Here is a 16,549-nt window from a genome sequence, read left to right as displayed (position 1 = left end):
TACAATAGCGCCATATAGTTTGATCTTTAGAGAGTCATCATGACGGAAATGTCGCAACCACTTATTACCGAAGAAATGGCCGTTGAAGCCTTTCAAGACTTACATACCATTCAGGACTGGGTACGCTGGACAGCGAGCCAGTTTGTGAGTAACGAGGTGTTTTTTGGTCATGGTACGGATAATCCTTGGGACGAAGCGGTCAGTTTAGTGCTTCCGGTGTTGCATATGCCAATTGATGCCCCCAAAGAAATCATGCATGCGCGTATGACACAAAGTGAAAAAGCGCATCTGATGGAGTTTATCAAAGCACGTATCGAGCAGCGTATTCCCGTCGCCTACTTAACCAATCAAGCTTGGTTTGCTGGTATGCCGTTTTATGTTGATGAGCGCGTATTAGTACCACGCTCACCATTTGCAGAGTTAATCGCAAAACATTTTGCCCCCTGGGTAGCTGCACCGAATAAAGTAACGCGTATTTTAGATATGTGTACGGGTTCTGGTTGTATTGCGATTGCATTGGCCAAAGCATTTGAGCGCGCACAAGTAGACGCAGTAGATATTTCTTTTGAAGCCTTAGAAGTGGCTGATCACAATATTAATCAGCATATGATGCAAGACAGAGTCTTTGCTATCCAGTCTGATGTATTTAGTGGTGTACCGGGTCAAAAGTACGATTTAATCGTAGCAAACCCTCCTTATGTTGATGCAGAAGATATGTCAGATCTGCCAGAGGAGTTCCATCATGAGCCAGAGCTTGGCTTGGCGTCAGGAGAAGATGGCCTTGATGTGACCCGCACACTACTTGCAGAAGCGGCCGATCATCTAAATGATGATGGTTTGTTATTTGTCGAAGTTGGCAATTCTATGGTACATATGGAGCAGCAATTTCCTGAAGCGCCATTTACTTGGTTAGACTTTGAGCATGGTGGTTTAGGGGTCTTTGTCGTAACCAAACAACAACTATTTGAATACTTTAAAAACTGATAGGGAGCCAATGCTCTCTATCGTCTATTTAGGAATGAGGAAAAACGATGGCAGGCAATAGCATTGGCCAATTATTTAAGGTGTCGACCTTCGGTGAAAGCCATGGCGCCGCGCTTGGTGGCGTGGTGGATGGTGTACCACCAGGGCTTGAGATCACTGAAGCTGATTTACAAATCGATTTAGATAGACGCAAACCAGGCCAAAGCCGCTACACAACGCAGCGCCGAGAGGGCGATGAGATAAAAATTCTCTCGGGTGTGTTTGAAGGCAAGACCACAGGTACGAGCATTGGATTGTTGATTGAAAATACCGATCAACGTTCAAAAGATTACTCAAACATCAAAGACTTGTTTCGCCCGGGTCATGGCGACTATACCTATTGGCACAAATACGGGCATAGAGATTATCGCGGTGGTGGTAGGTCGTCGGCACGTGAAACTGCCATTCGAGTTGCAGCAGGTGCAATTGCGAAAAAGTATCTCAAGCAAGTCCACGGCATCGAAATCAATGCCTGTCTTTCTCAATTAGGCCCGATTAAAGCCGAGCATTATGATTGGTCAGCGGTTGAGACCAATCCATTTTTCTTTCCCGATGAAGCTAAGCTAGAAGCGCTAGATGAATATATGCGTACGCTGAAAAAAGAAGGTGATTCAGTCGGCGCGAAAGTAAAAGTCGTGGCGAAAAATGTGCCTGTTGGTTTAGGTGAGCCAGTGTTTGACCGTCTGGATGCTGAGATAGCGCACTCCTTGATGAGCATTAATGCCGTAAAAGGTGTAGAGATTGGTGATGGCTTTGATGTGGTTGAGCAAAAGGGCTCTGAGCATAGAGATGAGCTAACGCCACAGGGATTTACTTCTAATCATGCAGGCGGCGTTTTAGCGGGTATTTCTACAGGGCAAGATATTATCGCATCAATTGCGCTAAAACCGACTTCAAGTATCTCGGTACCGGGGCAGAGTATTGATACCCACAACCAACCACAAGAAGTTGTGACTAAGGGTCGCCATGACCCTTGTGTTGGTATTCGTGCCATTCCAATCGCAGAAGCCATGTTGGCTATTACGCTCATGGATCACTTATTACGTCACCGTGGTCAAAACCAAGACGTCAATTTGCCGCATAAGCCAATTCCTGGTCATATCTAGCCAGTAGCGAGTAAGCTAATTTTGGCACAGTGATTGCTTTTCTTGGACAAATCAAGGAGAGCAATCATGATCACTTACCAAACCCACTCCGCAATTCGTACCACTGAGTCTGTTTTGGAGCAGCAAAGCCTTGCCCAAACTAAACGAGCTAATACCGCTGCGCAGGAGCAAGACTATGTCGCGGCTGCTAACATCGCAACCCAATCATCCCCTGTACTGGATAATAAAGCCGACGAGCCATATAAATATGAAGTGGTGGAGCGTAATCAGTCATTTCTAGAAAAAATGAGAGAAGCGGTAATGTTTAGCCGCTTAGGGGCAAATAAAGAGAAAATAGACGAATTAAAAGAGAAAATGGCAGAACTTGAAAAGCTTGCGGCTGAGGGGAAGATTTCACCTGAAGAATTAGAAGAGCGGATGGCTGCCTTACAAGAAGCGATGAGAGAAGCGGTAACTCAGGAAGAAAACAAAGCGAACAAGGACACGCTAATGAGTTAGTACAGCCAAGGCGAGTCAACATCGCTTCTGATGCCAGCCCCCCTTGTAGCTTTCTTTGCTTTCATTTACTCGGCTTGCATGACGATTATTTTGGCCATTTAAATTGATTTCTCATGTGCTCAATGAGACTAACGACATGTTTCTGCTCTGGTGAAAACAGCAATACTGAGTAAGCATGCTTATCATGCGAATGCTTGTTCGAACTCGTGTGTCCCATTTCGTCACATACTGCTTGATGCTTGAATTTAAGCGAAGTGGTGTCCTCTAAAGCGAGCAGACACTCGCAGTGGTTAACACAATTTGCTATCGCTAGAAAGCCTGCCTCGGCTATGGCTTGGGCATTGATTGCTTTATTGCGAGTAAAACGGTAAGCCGCTTCAATATCTGCTGGAGAAGTAGGTGATTGCACGAGAGGTTGCCCTAACTTAGTTAGAAGTTTAGAGGCCAATACAATCAATCTTTTTGCTCTGCGAATATCACCTAACTTTGCTTGAGAAAATGTTTCTGATGCCCATTGCTCTGAACTTTTTGAAAATACCATAACTAACCTCGTAGTTATATCAAAACAGATCAGATCGAGAACAATCAGCTAAGTTCAAAAAATCCCCGATTTTCATCGAGAGATTTGTGTATGAAAGACAGTCTGTTGATGCCTTTGTTTTCTTATTTATAATTGTGTTTTTTTCAATTTTTTATTTTTGAAATTTCTGGGTTTTATGCTTTTCCTTAACCAAGGCTTTTATAGTTATTATGTGTTTTACTTTATATTTTATGTGTTCCGTATTTTTATTGCTGTTTTTTATTTGATAATCCAGATTTGTTTGTTTTTATTTTGTTTTAAGTGTTAATTTTTTGTTTTTTTATTTTGGTGTTGACTGTGTTTTTTTGTTGGGTTTAAATACGGTAAATTTCTATTTGGAGTTCTGATTTGGGTGGTTTTAATAAAATACTGAAAAGTACTTTTTTTGTTTTTTTTTCTTTCTTTGCGTTACAAGTTGAGAGTGCGAGCTTTAAGCTAGATAAAACGAGGGTTGTTTTTGAAAAAAATGATAGAAGAGCCGAATTTAGAATTTATAATGACTCAGATAAGTTACAAAGTTTCAGAGTCAATTTGACTGAAATGCAAATGCATGAAGCAGGCCATTTAGAAATGGTAGATGAGTATCCTCTATCTGCGAAAGAATTTTTGCGAATTGGACCAAGAATCGCGCGTGATATACCTCCGAAAAGCTTTGCTCGAATTAGATTAATAAAAAAGAGTGTAAGAGAAAAAGGCGAGTTTCGCTCACATGTTTTAGTCGAATCTTTAACATCAGAAACGGTTAAGCAAGTGTCTGGAGTATTTGTTCAGCCTAATATAAAATATATCATTCCTGTTTTTATACGCAATTATTCTGACGAGGAGAGAGCGAGCGTGGCGCTCAAAAATCATTTTTTTGATGATGCTGATGGCAAATTAAAATTAACTTTCTTACGAAAGGGACTTGGCTCATTTAGTGGGAACTTAGTAATAAAAGATGAGGAAGGGAAGGAGCTATATCGTGCCAATCAAATCAGTATTTACCCTGAGTTAAATCAAAGAGTTTTTAGAACGGAACTAAAGCGAGAGCAGGTAAGTGGTACTTTATCTATTTTAATGGAAAGTTTAGAGGAAGATGTAGGTTTGCAGTACCAAACCAAAATATAAATTTTAAATGGAATTTTTATGAAAAAATCTATTTTTTTTGCGTTATTTTTAATCACTCCTGTTATCAGTGCTTATGCAAAAGAGTTTGGTTTGTCGGTAACTTATGAATCTTTAAAGTCAGCCTTGGAAATTGTCGAAGTCAAGGCACTAGAGTTCCCAGAATTATTATCCGACGGCAGTACTAAAGAAGGAGCCAGCTGCAAAGCCTCAGGCATGCCTAACCCTAGCAGCTCAGTACAGTCTTTGTGTCCAGGCCTTATCGGACAGCCAGGAACTTATGAGATTATTGGTGCTGCTAATGCTACTGTCGTGTTGACGCATAGCGCTGATCATACAATTAATGGCTTGCGACTATCTACAAATGAACAGGCGGCGCCAATCATTAGAACGCTGCAATTGAATGCTTCGGGCAAAGCACGCTATGTCGCGCAAAGCATAATTACGTTGGTAGATAAAAGTACTGCGAAATCAAATGACTATCATTTTATCTTTGATATCTCTGTTGCATATCAATAATGAAGAACTGCTCTTAACTATATAACTTAAAAAGGAAATATATATGAAAAAGCTATCGACACTTGCCTTAGCACTTGCTCTTTCTGCAACCGCGAGCGCTGAACAATATACAGTGCAAGTCACTTTGAAAAAGGAAGAGCTGCCACTAACCATAACACAAACTCAACAAATGGCATTTCCAGAGCTTGTTGTAACTCGTGCAACGAATTTAGGCGCATTTTGTACTTCACAGCCTCGTCAGCCTGGGCGTGTTTCTGCGGAAGATAGATTATGTAGTGGTGGAGGTACATATGCTCACTTTAATTTAGGCGGTGTACCGTATGCCGATGTTACATGGACAGTTCCAGCGCAATCTCAAGAGCTAGACGGTTTGCGTTTTACTGTTGACGAGTTGACCTCTTCAACTCACCCTGAACATCAAAAGTTGGGCGCAGATGGTAACTTGGCATTAGGCCAATTTGGCAAGATCACACTGATTGATCACGCTGCAGCGATGCAAAGTGCAGGTGAAAAATCTTTCACTTATGACATTATCGCGGCATATCAGTAAATCTATAAGTGCTAGCTACAGTCGTAGCTAGCATATCTTCTTTGTCTTCAATAGTGCGCGTTTGAAATCCAATACATTACGTTCTCTTCTGCTACTAATTAGCATACTTTATATATCAGTGAGCCCTGCTCAGGAGCAGATAGATTATATTTTTGCTGATCTAAAAATAGATGAGCGTCTAGTGCAAGGTGAAATAGAGCTAGTTACCCGAGATTACCAACATTACTATATATTATTAGATACCTTTAATCAGCAATTGGCGTGTACGTTAGAGCTTGATGTTAAAGAGGGACGCTTACACGGCGAATTTTGGCAGAACACAATAGATGTGTTACTTGAACCAAATCTATTTACTATAGAAGATGGGGATGTTTACGTATCGATCGAAACATTACGAATCTTGTCGCTGGAATATAAATTTAACCAAGCAAAGCAATGGTTGCGCATTACAACACATGGTAAACATCCCAAAACGCAAGAGCTAATCGCTCAGCAACGAAAAGAGTTAATTGCGGCGATAAAAGAGCACAGACAGTCTAGGTTGATAAAAGATAATGATTACCGACTTTTCACTTTGCCAAACATAGATATAAACCTTGCATTGAAACATAAAAACACGGTTAACCATCAGGTATATACTCAACTTTCTCAGGACATCCTATTTCATCAGGCGGATATCCAGTTAAGCCACAGCGCTGAAAGTGACCTGAGAGGTGAAGCGCTTTTATCCCGAAAGTTACAAATAAATGCTGTGCCTATGACATATAAGGTCGGCGATATGCGAGTTTCTCAAGCGACATTTTCGTCCAATGTATCAAAAGGTGTAGGGGTATATTTTGGACAAGATGAAAGAAGTAGTCAAAAGCTTAGGGAAAATATCAGCGGGTATGTTATGCCAGGTACTGAGGTGGCCTTATATCAAAATGATTATCTACAAGACTTTATGGTGGCAAACGATGATGGGTTTTACGAGTTTAAAGAACTTAATTTTAGAGACAGTCGGGTGCGCTATCAACTTTTCTTTACCTACCCTGATGGCCAGCAAGAAAGAAGGGATATTGAACGTCCCAGTAGGCTGGGTCTTCGAGCGGGGCAATGGAGTTCTGAATTTACCATGATTGATTCTGGTACACGCTTGATAGGAGAAAAGAGAACGAACACAGGGCAAAAGTTTGCGATGGCAAACGCAACTTACATTGCTAATCAGTCTACTTTGATGCGCTTCGGATCGGAATGGACTCATGATGAAAGTCAAAATAGAGTACTACCGTTTTCAGATATAGAATGGCGCAGTAATGAGGGGTCAGCGTTTATTGGTAAATTAGGCTACGGCGAGCAGCTTGTTTACGACACTCAGCTAAATTTAGCGCTGGATAAACATATGTTATATATGCATCGTAGTCGCAAGGAAGTTATCGAAGATACGATTCAAAGCCAATCATACAGTTACACGTACACTGAAGGTACATTTAAGTTTGACAGTTCCTACTATGAAGGAAAAAGCAATAATTTTGACACCGTAGAACGAACTGTGGAGATGAAACTAGGTTACTCGACAGACACATCGAGCCACTTATTTAGTTGGAATAATCAAATAGGCGGCTCTAAGGCAGAAAAAGTGTCATTCGTTTCTTCATTAAGTAGCCGTTTGGGGTCTATTAATCTTTCGGCTAGCAGAGAGTTTCAAAATCAGGCCAATGATCAGCTTACTTTGTCCTATAATCGCTATATGCAAGGTTATAATATTTCAGCCTCACTCCGTCACGATAGTAATCGACATGATACGACTGCAAAATTTAGAGTTGCAAAATCGTTTAATACTGCGGCGTTGAGTCTAGCGTTATCCCATAGTACTCAAGGAGACACAGTTGCAACATTAAGCCTTTCATTTTCGTTCCATGGGAAAGATCCGATCGCAACTTTGAGTAGTTCTTCACTACGACGAGGTAGCCTGGTTAACAACTTTGCATTTTTAGATGAAAACTATAACGGCTTATGGGATAAGGAGTTATCAGAACCTTTATTAAACGGAGTAAAGCTTAGAACAGCAAATCAGCGACCAAAAGAATTTTTTGACGGAGAGAAATCATACTTAGTGGGCATTGATGCTTATGATCCAATCTTATTTCAAGTGGATGCGGAAGCGCTAGATAATCCTTTTTTAGTATCAGCTTTTCCAAGTGTGCAGCTAGAGTCCCACCCTGGTGGAGTTATTGACGTCGCTTTACCTTTTTATCAAGTCTACGAAGCCGAAGGTGAAGTATTGAAATATTCAGTGAATGGAATAAAGCAAAGAAATAGCGGATACGTACCAATGGAAATCGTTGATATCAATGACGGTAAGATGATTAGAAAAGTATCTACAGAACAAGATGGCTTCATAATTATTGACCGATTGAAGCAGGGGAAGTACTTAATGAGGGTGCCAGAGCAGTATTTACAAGATCAAGATTTACAATGCAGCGGTTGTGAACAAGTGATTGATACAAACTTGGCACAGGATTATATTGTTTACTTAGCTCAGATTAAGTTGTTTGAAGCGGAAAAATAAGAGTATTGTCAGTGTTATTTTTAGAGTGGCTAGTTTTCATTGAATAATAAAAAGCCGCACAGTTATGGCGGCTAAGTGCTATTTTAACATATGCTAACTGTGATATTTTTCACACGCTTCTAGCGTATTTTCGATTAAGCTCGCGACGGTCATTGGGCCCACACCACCTGGCACTGGGGTAATGAAGCTCGCGTTTTGTTCTGCGATGTCGTATTGCACGTCACCTACCAGTTTGCCAGATTCTAAGCGATTAATGCCTACATCGATGACAATCGCGCCTTCTTTAACCCAGTCGCCTGGAATAAACTCAGGTTTACCAACCGCCACAACTAATAGATCGGCGCGACGAACGTGAGCTTCCAAGTCTTGCGTAAATTTATGGCAAACGGTTGTAGTACAACCGGCAAGTAATAGTTCTAGCGACATAGGACGACCAACGATGTTTGAAGCACCAACCACAACAGCATGCATGCCTTTATAACGCACACCGGTAGAGTCGAGTAGGGTGATGATCCCTTTTGGCGTACAAGGTCTCAGTGCTGGCATTCTTTGGGCAAGACGACCTACGTTATATGGGTGAAAGCCGTCGACGTCTTTATGAGGATCAATACGCTCTAACACTTTTTCTGCGTCTAGGCCTTCAGGTAGCGGCAATTGTACTAAGATCCCATCAACTTCAGGATCTGCATTAAGCTCATCAACAAGCGCAAGTAATTGCTCTTCGCTTGTGTCACCTGGTAAGTCGAAAGATTTAGAAACAAATCCGACTTCTTCACAGGCTTTACGCTTTGAACCAACATAAACTTGGCTCGCGGGATCCTGGCCTACTAATACCACAGCCAAGCCTGGCGCTCTTAGACCTTGCGCTAGTCTGTCTTGAACTCGTTGTGCAACAGTAGAACGAACTTGTTTCGCGATAGCTTTGCCATCAATGATGTTTGCCGTCATGATTGACCTATATTAAGGGTTAAAAAACTTGAACGATGATAGAGCCTTTAAATTCTTCTATACAAGCACTTTCATGTATTGATGAAATGATTGCTTAATAAAGATGAAAATGGGGTCGCTCTATTTATATGTCCCTTTAGTTACAACAAAGGAGGACATTTGCCCGCTATTTTCTCAAAAAACAGCCAGCCCGCCAAGTTTGCATTGCGTAAAAGCAAAGGTTTTCATGATCGGTTCTACAAGAACCGCTCAAAAATTGTTTAAGTCAGCTGTTTTATCAACAATTTGTGGCAAAATTAGGCAGTTGAAACAAAAACTAAAAAAAATATTTGACCTACTTCGGGCAAATCACTATTATGCACCCCGTTGCCAACGAGGACTCACCGATAAAAAGGTTCTTAGTTCTCCAAGGTCACAGTCGGCGATTAGCGCAGCTTGGTAGCGCACTTGGTTTGGGTCCAAGGGGTCGCAGGTTCAAATCCTGCATCGCCGACCACTTTTAAAATAAGAATGTAGCATGAAGATGTTTACGAGTTTGCGCCCTTAGCTCAGCTGGATAGAGCAACGCCCTTCTAAGGCGTCGGTCGAAGGTTCGAATCCTTCAGGGTGCGCCATCTTATTTTAATCCACATGTAGTGGCGGCTGTAGCTCAGTTGGTAGAGCCCTGGATTGTGATTCCGGTTGTCGTGGGTTCAAGTCCCATCAGTCGCCCCATCTACATACCAAAATTAGTCGGCGATTAGCGCAGCTTGGTAGCGCACTTGGTTTGGGTCCAAGGGGTCGCAGGTTCAAATCCTGCATCGCCGACCACTTCTACAAAATATATATGTTCGGCGATTAGCGCAGCTTGGTAGCGCACTTGGTTTGGGTCCAAGGGGTCGCAGGTTCAAATCCTGCATCGCCGACCACTTTCTCTCTAGTATTTCAGTCCTTTATTTCAAATTTACTAACTTTTAATCAATTAGCACCAATATGCCTAATTATTTAACCTGATTGCTCGACTCCGTCGTTGAATAGGTTATAATGCCGCGTCTATTAATTAACGTAGTGCCCGTAGGGCAGGCAACAAGCGTCACATGCAACGGAGAGTTTGGCAATTTAGCCGAAGGCCCATAAAAAGCATGATGGTTGTCTTGTTAGTAAGGAAGGCGCTTTGTCGCCCAAAAATGAAGATTGAGGTAAATCATGCAAGTTTCTGTTGAGACGACTCAAGGCCTTGAGCGCCGTCTGACCATCACCGTTCCTGCAGAGAACGTTGAGACTGAAGTTAAAAAACGCCTACAAAAACTGTCAAGAACACAGCGTATCGATGGCTTCCGCCCTGGTAAGGTTCCAGTGTCAATCATCACTAAGCGTTACGGCGCGGCTGTACGTCAAGAAGTTGCTGGCGATCTGATGCAGCGTAACTATATCGAAGCAATCATTGCTGAGAAAATCAACCCTGCAGGCGCACCATCTTTTGCTCCTAAGTCACTAGAAGCAGGTAAAGATCTAGAATTCGATGCAACTTTTGAAGTATACCCAGAAGTTGAACTTAAAGATCTAGACAAAATCGCGGTTGAGAAACCTGCAGTTTCTGTCACTGATGAAGACCTAGCGAACATGCTTGAAACGCTTCGTAAGCAACACGCTTCTTGGACTGAGAGTGATGCTGCAGCTGGCGAAAAAGACCGTGTAACGGTTGATTTCGTTGGTACAATCGACGGTGAAGAGTTCGAAGGCGGTAAAGCTGAAGATTTCCCTCTAGAGCTTGGTCAAGGTCGTATGATCCCAGGTTTCGAAGACGGTATCGTTGGTAAAAAAGCAGGTGAAGAAGTTGTTTCTGACGTAACTTTCCCTGAAGAATACCACGCTGAAAACCTAAAAGGTAAAGCGGCTCAATTCACAATCACTGTGAAGAAAGTTGAAGTTCAAGAGCTTCCTGAACTAACTGACGAGTTCGCAACTAAGTTTGGTGTTGCTGAAGGTGGTGTTGACGCACTTAAAGAAGAAGTTAAGAAGAACATGGAGCGTGAGCTAAACCAAGCGGTTAAAGCTAACGTGAAAGATCAAGCGATCAAAGGTCTTCTAGAAACTAACGAAGTTGAAGTGCCAAAAGCGCTAATCGACCAAGAAATCGACGCACTTCGTCAACAAGCAGCACAACGTTTTGGCGGCAACGCTCAAAACATGCCTGAGCTTCCTGCAGAGCTATTCCACGAGCAAGCGGTAACTCGCGTGAAAACTGGCCTACTACTAGGTGAAGTGATCAAAGCGAACGACATCAAAGTTGATGAAGATAAAGTTGCTGAACTAATCGATACAGTTGCTTCTGCATACGAAGATCCAAGTGAAGTAGTTGAATACTACAAAGCAAACGATCAACTAATGCAGCAAATGCGCAACGTTGCGATGGAAGAGCTAGCAGTTGAAGCTGTACTTGCTGCTGCATCTGTTTCTGATGTTGAAAAGTCATTCGACGACATCATGAATCCACAGGCTGCTCAATAAGTCTTTGAAGAAATCATTGACTTACAGCTAAGCTGAAGTTTAAATGGCTCGAGTTACTCTAATAGAGAATTCGGGCCATTTTTGTTTTTAAGCCTTGATATTGAAGCATTAAGTACTTATATCTTGAGGCATGGCTTATTTTATTAGCTATACTTATTTTACGAGTCAGGTTTCGTTGAGTATTACTGATACAGTTATATCTACTCGTTTCAATTCGCTCAAAAAAGTATTAGCCTAAACACCGATCACAGAATGTTTTTATGGACCGCGCTAAGTCCAATGAAAGTTGCTGCGAATAGGCAATAGATTCTGTGCTAATAAGGAATAAAAAACATGAATGATGGTATGATCGATCCAATCAATGCGTTAGTACCTATGGTCGTGGAGCAAACGGCTAAAGGCGAGCGTTCTTATGATATTTACTCACGACTGTTAAAAGACCGTATTATTTTCTTAACAGGTCAAGTCGAAGACCATATGGCCAATCTAATTGTGGCGCAGATGCTGTTCTTGGAATCAGAAAGCCCTGACAAAGATATATTCTTGTATATCAACTCGCCAGGTGGTTCTGTGACTGCTGGAATGTCAATCTACGACACGATGAACTTTATCAAGCCTGACGTTAGTACGGTTTGTGTTGGTCAGGCTGCGAGTATGGGAGCATTTTTGCTATCTGGCGGTGCTAAAGGTAAACGTTATTGCTTGCCGAACTCGCGTGTGATGATCCACCAACCTTTAGGTGGTTTCCAAGGTCAGGCTTCTGATTTTGAAATTCATGCTCGTGAAATCTTGGCGATCAAAGAAAAATTGAATCGCTTAATGGCGGATCACACCGGTCAACCTTATGATGTGGTTGCGCATGACACAGACCGAGACAACTTTATGACTGCAGATCAAGCGTTAGAATATGGTCTGATTGATGCGGTTCACTCTCGTCGAGAGCTTAAGTGATTATGAATTAGCCGATGAATTGAATTCATTGGCTTCTACTGTGCCAAAGCCAAATTTCTTTGGTATAGTTAAAAGAAATACGATGTTATCTAGAGATAACAGCAATTGAATGAGGTAGCTGAATGTCAGACACTCCAACAGACGGCGATAAGAATAGCAAGCTACTCTACTGCTCATTTTGCGGTAAGAGCCAGCATGAAGTTCGTAAGTTAATTGCCGGTCCATCTGTCTATATATGTGACGAGTGCGTTGAACTTTGTAACGACATCATTAGGGAAGAAATCAAAGATATTGCGCCTAAGCATGACGCGTCTGATAAATTACCTGTGCCAAAAGAGATCAGAAATCACTTAGATGATTATGTGATAGGTCAAGACCACGCTAAAAAAGTCTTGTCTGTTGCGGTTTATAATCACTACAAGCGCCTGCGTAACCAAGGTGGTAAAGGTGATGTAGAACTTGGCAAGAGTAATATTCTACTAATTGGTCCAACGGGTAGTGGTAAAACCCTTCTAGCGGAAACGCTTGCACGTTTACTTGACGTTCCGTTCACCATGGCAGATGCAACGACATTAACCGAAGCCGGTTATGTGGGGGAAGATGTTGAAAACATCATTCAAAAGCTTCTGCAAAAATGTGATTACGACGTTGAGAAAGCACAGCGTGGTATTGTTTACATTGACGAAATCGACAAAATTTCAAGAAAATCTGACAACCCATCAATTACCCGTGATGTGTCAGGTGAAGGTGTACAACAAGCACTACTAAAACTGATTGAAGGCACGGTTGCATCTGTTCCGCCACAAGGTGGTAGAAAGCACCCGCAACAAGAGTTTTTACAAGTAGATACTTCTAAGATCTTGTTTATCTGTGGTGGTGCGTTTGCAGGCTTAGATAAAGTCATCGAGCAGCGCAGTACAAAAAATACCGGAATTGGGTTTGGTGCTGAAGTTAAATCTAAAGACTCTGAGCGCTCATTAAGCGAAACGTTTAAAGACGTAGAGCCTGAAGATTTAGTTAAGTACGGCTTAATTCCTGAATTTATTGGTCGTTTGCCTGTAGTTGCAACTTTGACTGAACTGGACGAAGAAGCACTAATTGAAATCCTAAATGAGCCGAAAAATGCACTCACTAAGCAATACGCGGCGCTATTTAAGATGGAAGGTGTTGACCTTGAATTCCGTGAAGATGCGCTACGAGCGATTGCTCATAAAGCGATGGAGCGTAAAACGGGTGCCCGTGGTCTGCGTTCGATTGTCGAAGGCGTACTGCTTGATACTATGTATGAGCTTCCTTCACTAGAAGAAGTGAGTAAAGTCGTCATTGATGAAACGGTGATCAAAGGCGAATCAGACCCTATTATGATTTACGAAAATAACGGTAAAGAAAAGGCGGCGTCTGAATAGCTCAGTATGAGATTGAAAAAAGGAGCCTAGCGCTCCTTTTTATTTCTTAGTCCACATCAGATAGAAACCAATATAGTCAAATTGCTATAACAATAAAGGGCAATAGCGAGACAAGTTTTTAGGGTGAATATTTCATACATTTCACCACGGTAAATTGAGTGTCAAAACTAAGCTTTTTATACGTTAAATTGATCTCTACTTGATGCGGATTACTATAAACTATTGAACTTTATCTGCGTTATCCCCATATAGCTCAGTATTCCCAAAATTAATTGAAGTGCGAAGAGAACATAATGACGCTTGAAAGAACGGATCGAGTAGAAATTCCTGTGCTAGCGCTACGCGATGTAGTGGTGTATCCGCATATGGTGATCCCGCTGTTTGTAGGTCGAGAAAAATCAATAAAATGCCTAGAAGCTGCGATGGACAATGACAAGCAAATCTTTTTAGTTGCGCAAAAAGACGCCTCAGTTGATGACCCAAGCACTGATGATGTCTATCAGACTGGTACCATTGCAACGGTACTACAGTTACTCAAACTACCTGATGGCACAGTGAAAGTGCTAGTTGAAGGTACTCAACGCGCAAAAATAGATGAGTTTCTAATTACAGACGAATATTTCTTGGCGCAAGCTCAGTACATTCCATCTCAGGATGTGGATGAGCAAGAGCAAGACATATTAGTTCGCAGCGCAATTAGCCAGTTCGAAGGCTATGTGAAGCTAAATAAAAAGATCCCACCAGAAGTACTAACTTCGGTATCGGGTATCGATGAAGCTGCACGCTTAGCGGATACGATGGCTGCTCATATGCCAATTAAAGTACCTGAAAAACAAAAGGTGCTAGAAATTAACGATGTGACTGAGCGTCTCGAGTATTTGATGGCGTTGATGGAAGGCGAGATCGATTTACTTCAAGTAGAGAAGAAGATCCGCTCACGCGTTAAAAAGCAAATGGAGAAATCCCAACGAGAGTACTATCTGAATGAGCAAATGAAAGCTATTCAGAAAGAGCTTGGTGAGCTGGATGATGTTCCTGACGAATTTGAAGCCCTGAAAAAGCGTATTAGCGAAGCGAATATGCCGCAAGAAGCGGAAGAAAAAGCGCTTTCAGAGCTTAACAAACTTAAAATGATGTCACCTATGTCTGCAGAGGCGACAGTTGTGCGCTCGTACATTGAGACGATGATCAATGTACCTTGGAAAAAACGCTCAAAGGTGAAAAAAGACCTAGCTGGTGCACAAAAGATACTAGATGCCGATCATTATGGTCTTGAGAAAGTGAAAGACCGCATTATCGAGTATCTAGCGGTACAGCAGCGCACCAATAAGCTTAAAGGTCCTATATTATGCTTGGTTGGTCCTCCAGGCGTTGGTAAAACCAGTTTAGGTCAATCTATCGCGCGTTCGACTGGCCGTAAGTACGTACGTATGGCGCTCGGTGGCGTGCGCGACGAAGCTGAAATTCGCGGACACAGACGAACTTATATTGGCTCAATGCCGGGTAAATTGATCCAAAGCATGTCGAAAGTTGGCGTAAAGAACCCGCTTTTCTTGTTGGATGAAATCGATAAGATGTCATCGGATATGCGTGGCGATCCTGCATCGGCTCTACTAGAAGTGTTAGATCCAGAGCAAAATAGCAACTTTGCAGACCACTATTTAGAAGTGGACTACGATCTGTCTGATGTTATGTTTGTTGCGACTTCTAATAGCTTTAACATTCCAGGTCCATTATTAGACCGTATGGAAGTCATTCGCCTTTCTGGTTACACCGAGGACGAAAAGCTAAATATTGCCAAGCAGCACTTAATTCCAAAGCAAGTGAAACGCAATGGATTAAAAGAGTCTGAAATCAATATAGAAGACAGTGCGATCATTGGCATTATCCGCTACTACACGCGTGAAGCGGGTGTACGTAATCTAGAGCGCGAAATTTCTAAGTTGTGCCGAAAAGCCGTTAAGAACATCTTGCTAGATAAAAATGTTAAGCAAGTTGCGATTAACCAAGAAAATCTTGAAGACTTCTTAGGTGTACAACGTCACGATTACGGCAAGGCGGAAGACGGCGATAGAGTTGGTCAAGTTACCGGGCTTGCATGGACGGAAGTAGGGGGTGACTTACTCACTATCGAATGTGCGGCAGTACCAGGTAAAGGCAAACTTGCTTACACCGGCTCGCTGGGCGATGTGATGCAAGAGTCAATTCAGGCGGCAATGACGGTTGTGCGCAACCGTGCTGACAAACTACGCATTAATGACGATTTCTACGAGAAACGTGATATTCATGTTCATGTTCCTGAAGGTGCAACGCCGAAAGACGGTCCGAGCGCCGGTATTGCGATGGTAACGGGCTTAGTGTCAAGCCTCACTGGCAATCCAGTACGTGCAGATGTCGCGATGACAGGTGAAATAACCTTGCGTGGTGAAGTTCTGCCTATCGGTGGTCTGAAAGAGAAATTATTGGCAGCGCACCGTGGTGGAATTAAACGAGTTTTAATACCGAAAAAGAACGAGCGTGACTTAAAGGAAATTCCTGAGAATGTTCTTGAAGGGCTTGATATTCATGCGGTGTCATGGATTGATGAGGTATTATCACTGGCGTTAGCGCACCCAATAGACAGTTTTAGTGTGGAATCGCAAAAAAACTAAGAAAAAAGCCAAAAAATTGAGTGAAAAGGCTTTTCAAATCTAAAAGGTGTGTTAAGTTAGGCACTGTATTCAAGCCTACTGGTTCGGAAGCCCCGTAATCACTAGGCTTGAGAAAGATTTCGAGAATTAGAGAGTCGCTGTGATGTCTCTAAATGAATAGCAAAAGTTACCA

13 protein-coding genes and 5 tRNA genes are annotated in these 16,549 nt (G+C 42.2%); 16 read left to right on the top strand and 2 right to left on the bottom strand.

All coding sequences use genetic code 11. From position 1 onward, the window contains the following. Positions 1-48 precede the first annotated feature (48 nt). From prmB to PNC201_RS11710, 3 genes are all read left to right on the top strand, one after another. Positions 49-984 (top strand): 50S ribosomal protein L3 N(5)-glutamine methyltransferase, encoded by a 936-nt coding sequence (gene prmB, locus PNC201_RS11720; protein ID WP_158299143.1) that lies wholly within the window; start codon positions 49-51, stop codon positions 982-984. A 47-nt stretch (positions 985-1,031) separates the two neighbouring features. Further along, complete coding sequence (aroC, locus tag PNC201_RS11715; RefSeq protein WP_010606720.1) at positions 1,032-2,129, top strand: chorismate synthase; 1,098 nt, start codon at positions 1,032-1,034, stop codon at positions 2,127-2,129. Positions 2,130-2,195: 66 nt separating this feature from the next. Then, positions 2,196-2,627: a hypothetical protein gene (locus PNC201_RS11710; protein WP_102057148.1), complete on the top strand. Its 432-nt coding sequence runs from the start codon at positions 2,196-2,198 to the stop codon at positions 2,625-2,627. 85 nt (positions 2,628-2,712) lie between these two features. On the opposite strand, the gene PNC201_RS11705 is transcribed toward PNC201_RS11710, so the two are convergent. Further along, positions 2,713-3,168, bottom strand: a complete 456-nt coding sequence (locus PNC201_RS11705; RefSeq protein WP_102057147.1) for an IS4/Tn5 family transposase DNA-binding protein — start codon at positions 3,166-3,168, stop codon at positions 2,713-2,715. Positions 3,169-3,555: 387 nt separating this feature from the next. Between PNC201_RS11705 and PNC201_RS11695 the strand changes: the two genes are divergently transcribed. From PNC201_RS11695 to PNC201_RS11680, 4 genes are all read left to right on the top strand, one after another. Beyond that, a complete protein-coding gene (locus PNC201_RS11695) occupies positions 3,556-4,314 on the top strand; it encodes a hypothetical protein (protein WP_102057145.1) in 759 nt (252 codons plus the stop codon). Positions 4,315-4,332: 18 nt separating this feature from the next. After that, on the top strand, positions 4,333-4,830 hold the full coding sequence (locus PNC201_RS11690; protein WP_102057144.1) for a hypothetical protein: 498 nt from the start codon (positions 4,333-4,335) through the stop codon (positions 4,828-4,830). A 43-nt stretch (positions 4,831-4,873) separates the two neighbouring features. Continuing rightward, on the top strand, positions 4,874-5,380 hold the full coding sequence (locus PNC201_RS11685; protein WP_102057143.1) for a hypothetical protein: 507 nt from the start codon (positions 4,874-4,876) through the stop codon (positions 5,378-5,380). Positions 5,381-5,441: 61 nt separating this feature from the next. After that, positions 5,442-7,931, top strand: a complete 2,490-nt coding sequence (locus PNC201_RS11680; protein ID WP_158299118.1) for a hypothetical protein — start codon at positions 5,442-5,444, stop codon at positions 7,929-7,931. A gap of 93 nt (positions 7,932-8,024) precedes the next feature. Here the strand turns inward: PNC201_RS11680 and folD are convergent, their stop codons facing one another. Next, complete coding sequence (gene folD, locus PNC201_RS11675; RefSeq protein WP_102057141.1) at positions 8,025-8,879, bottom strand: bifunctional methylenetetrahydrofolate dehydrogenase/methenyltetrahydrofolate cyclohydrolase FolD; 855 nt, start codon at positions 8,877-8,879, stop codon at positions 8,025-8,027. 419 nt (positions 8,880-9,298) lie between these two features. Between folD and PNC201_RS11670 the strand changes: the two genes are divergently transcribed. The 9 genes from PNC201_RS11670 (at position 9,299) to lon (ending at position 16,377) form a co-directional block, all read left to right on the top strand. Next, positions 9,299-9,375 (top strand) — tRNA-Pro (locus PNC201_RS11670). Positions 9,376-9,416: 41 nt separating this feature from the next. Next, positions 9,417-9,493: transfer RNA gene (locus PNC201_RS11665), tRNA-Arg, on the top strand. A 24-nt stretch (positions 9,494-9,517) separates the two neighbouring features. Continuing rightward, positions 9,518-9,593 (top strand) — tRNA-His (locus PNC201_RS11660). 19 nt (positions 9,594-9,612) lie between these two features. After that, a tRNA-Pro gene (locus tag PNC201_RS11655) sits at positions 9,613-9,689 on the top strand. A gap of 21 nt (positions 9,690-9,710) precedes the next feature. Then, positions 9,711-9,787: transfer RNA gene (locus PNC201_RS11650), tRNA-Pro, on the top strand. A gap of 277 nt (positions 9,788-10,064) precedes the next feature. After that, the gene (gene tig, locus PNC201_RS11645) at positions 10,065-11,369 is read left to right on the top strand and encodes a trigger factor (protein WP_010606723.1); all 1,305 of its coding nucleotides are present in this window, start codon (positions 10,065-10,067) and stop codon (positions 11,367-11,369) included. A 333-nt stretch (positions 11,370-11,702) separates the two neighbouring features. Then, on the top strand, positions 11,703-12,320 hold the full coding sequence (gene clpP / locus PNC201_RS11640) for an ATP-dependent Clp endopeptidase proteolytic subunit ClpP (protein WP_010606724.1): 618 nt from the start codon (positions 11,703-11,705) through the stop codon (positions 12,318-12,320). A gap of 122 nt (positions 12,321-12,442) precedes the next feature. Further along, complete coding sequence (gene clpX / locus PNC201_RS11635; protein WP_010606725.1) at positions 12,443-13,726, top strand: ATP-dependent protease ATP-binding subunit ClpX; 1,284 nt, start codon at positions 12,443-12,445, stop codon at positions 13,724-13,726. A 293-nt stretch (positions 13,727-14,019) separates the two neighbouring features. Continuing rightward, complete coding sequence (gene lon / locus PNC201_RS11630; RefSeq protein ID WP_102057140.1) at positions 14,020-16,377, top strand: endopeptidase La; 2,358 nt, start codon at positions 14,020-14,022, stop codon at positions 16,375-16,377. Positions 16,378-16,549: the final 172 nt, after the last annotated feature.

This window comes from Pseudoalteromonas sp. NC201 (assembly GCF_002850255.1).
Taxonomy (GTDB): Bacteria; Pseudomonadota; Gammaproteobacteria; order Enterobacterales; family Alteromonadaceae; genus Pseudoalteromonas.
The sequence above is the reverse complement of the archived record's forward strand: the minus strand, read 5'-3'. Positions and strand labels throughout refer to the sequence as shown.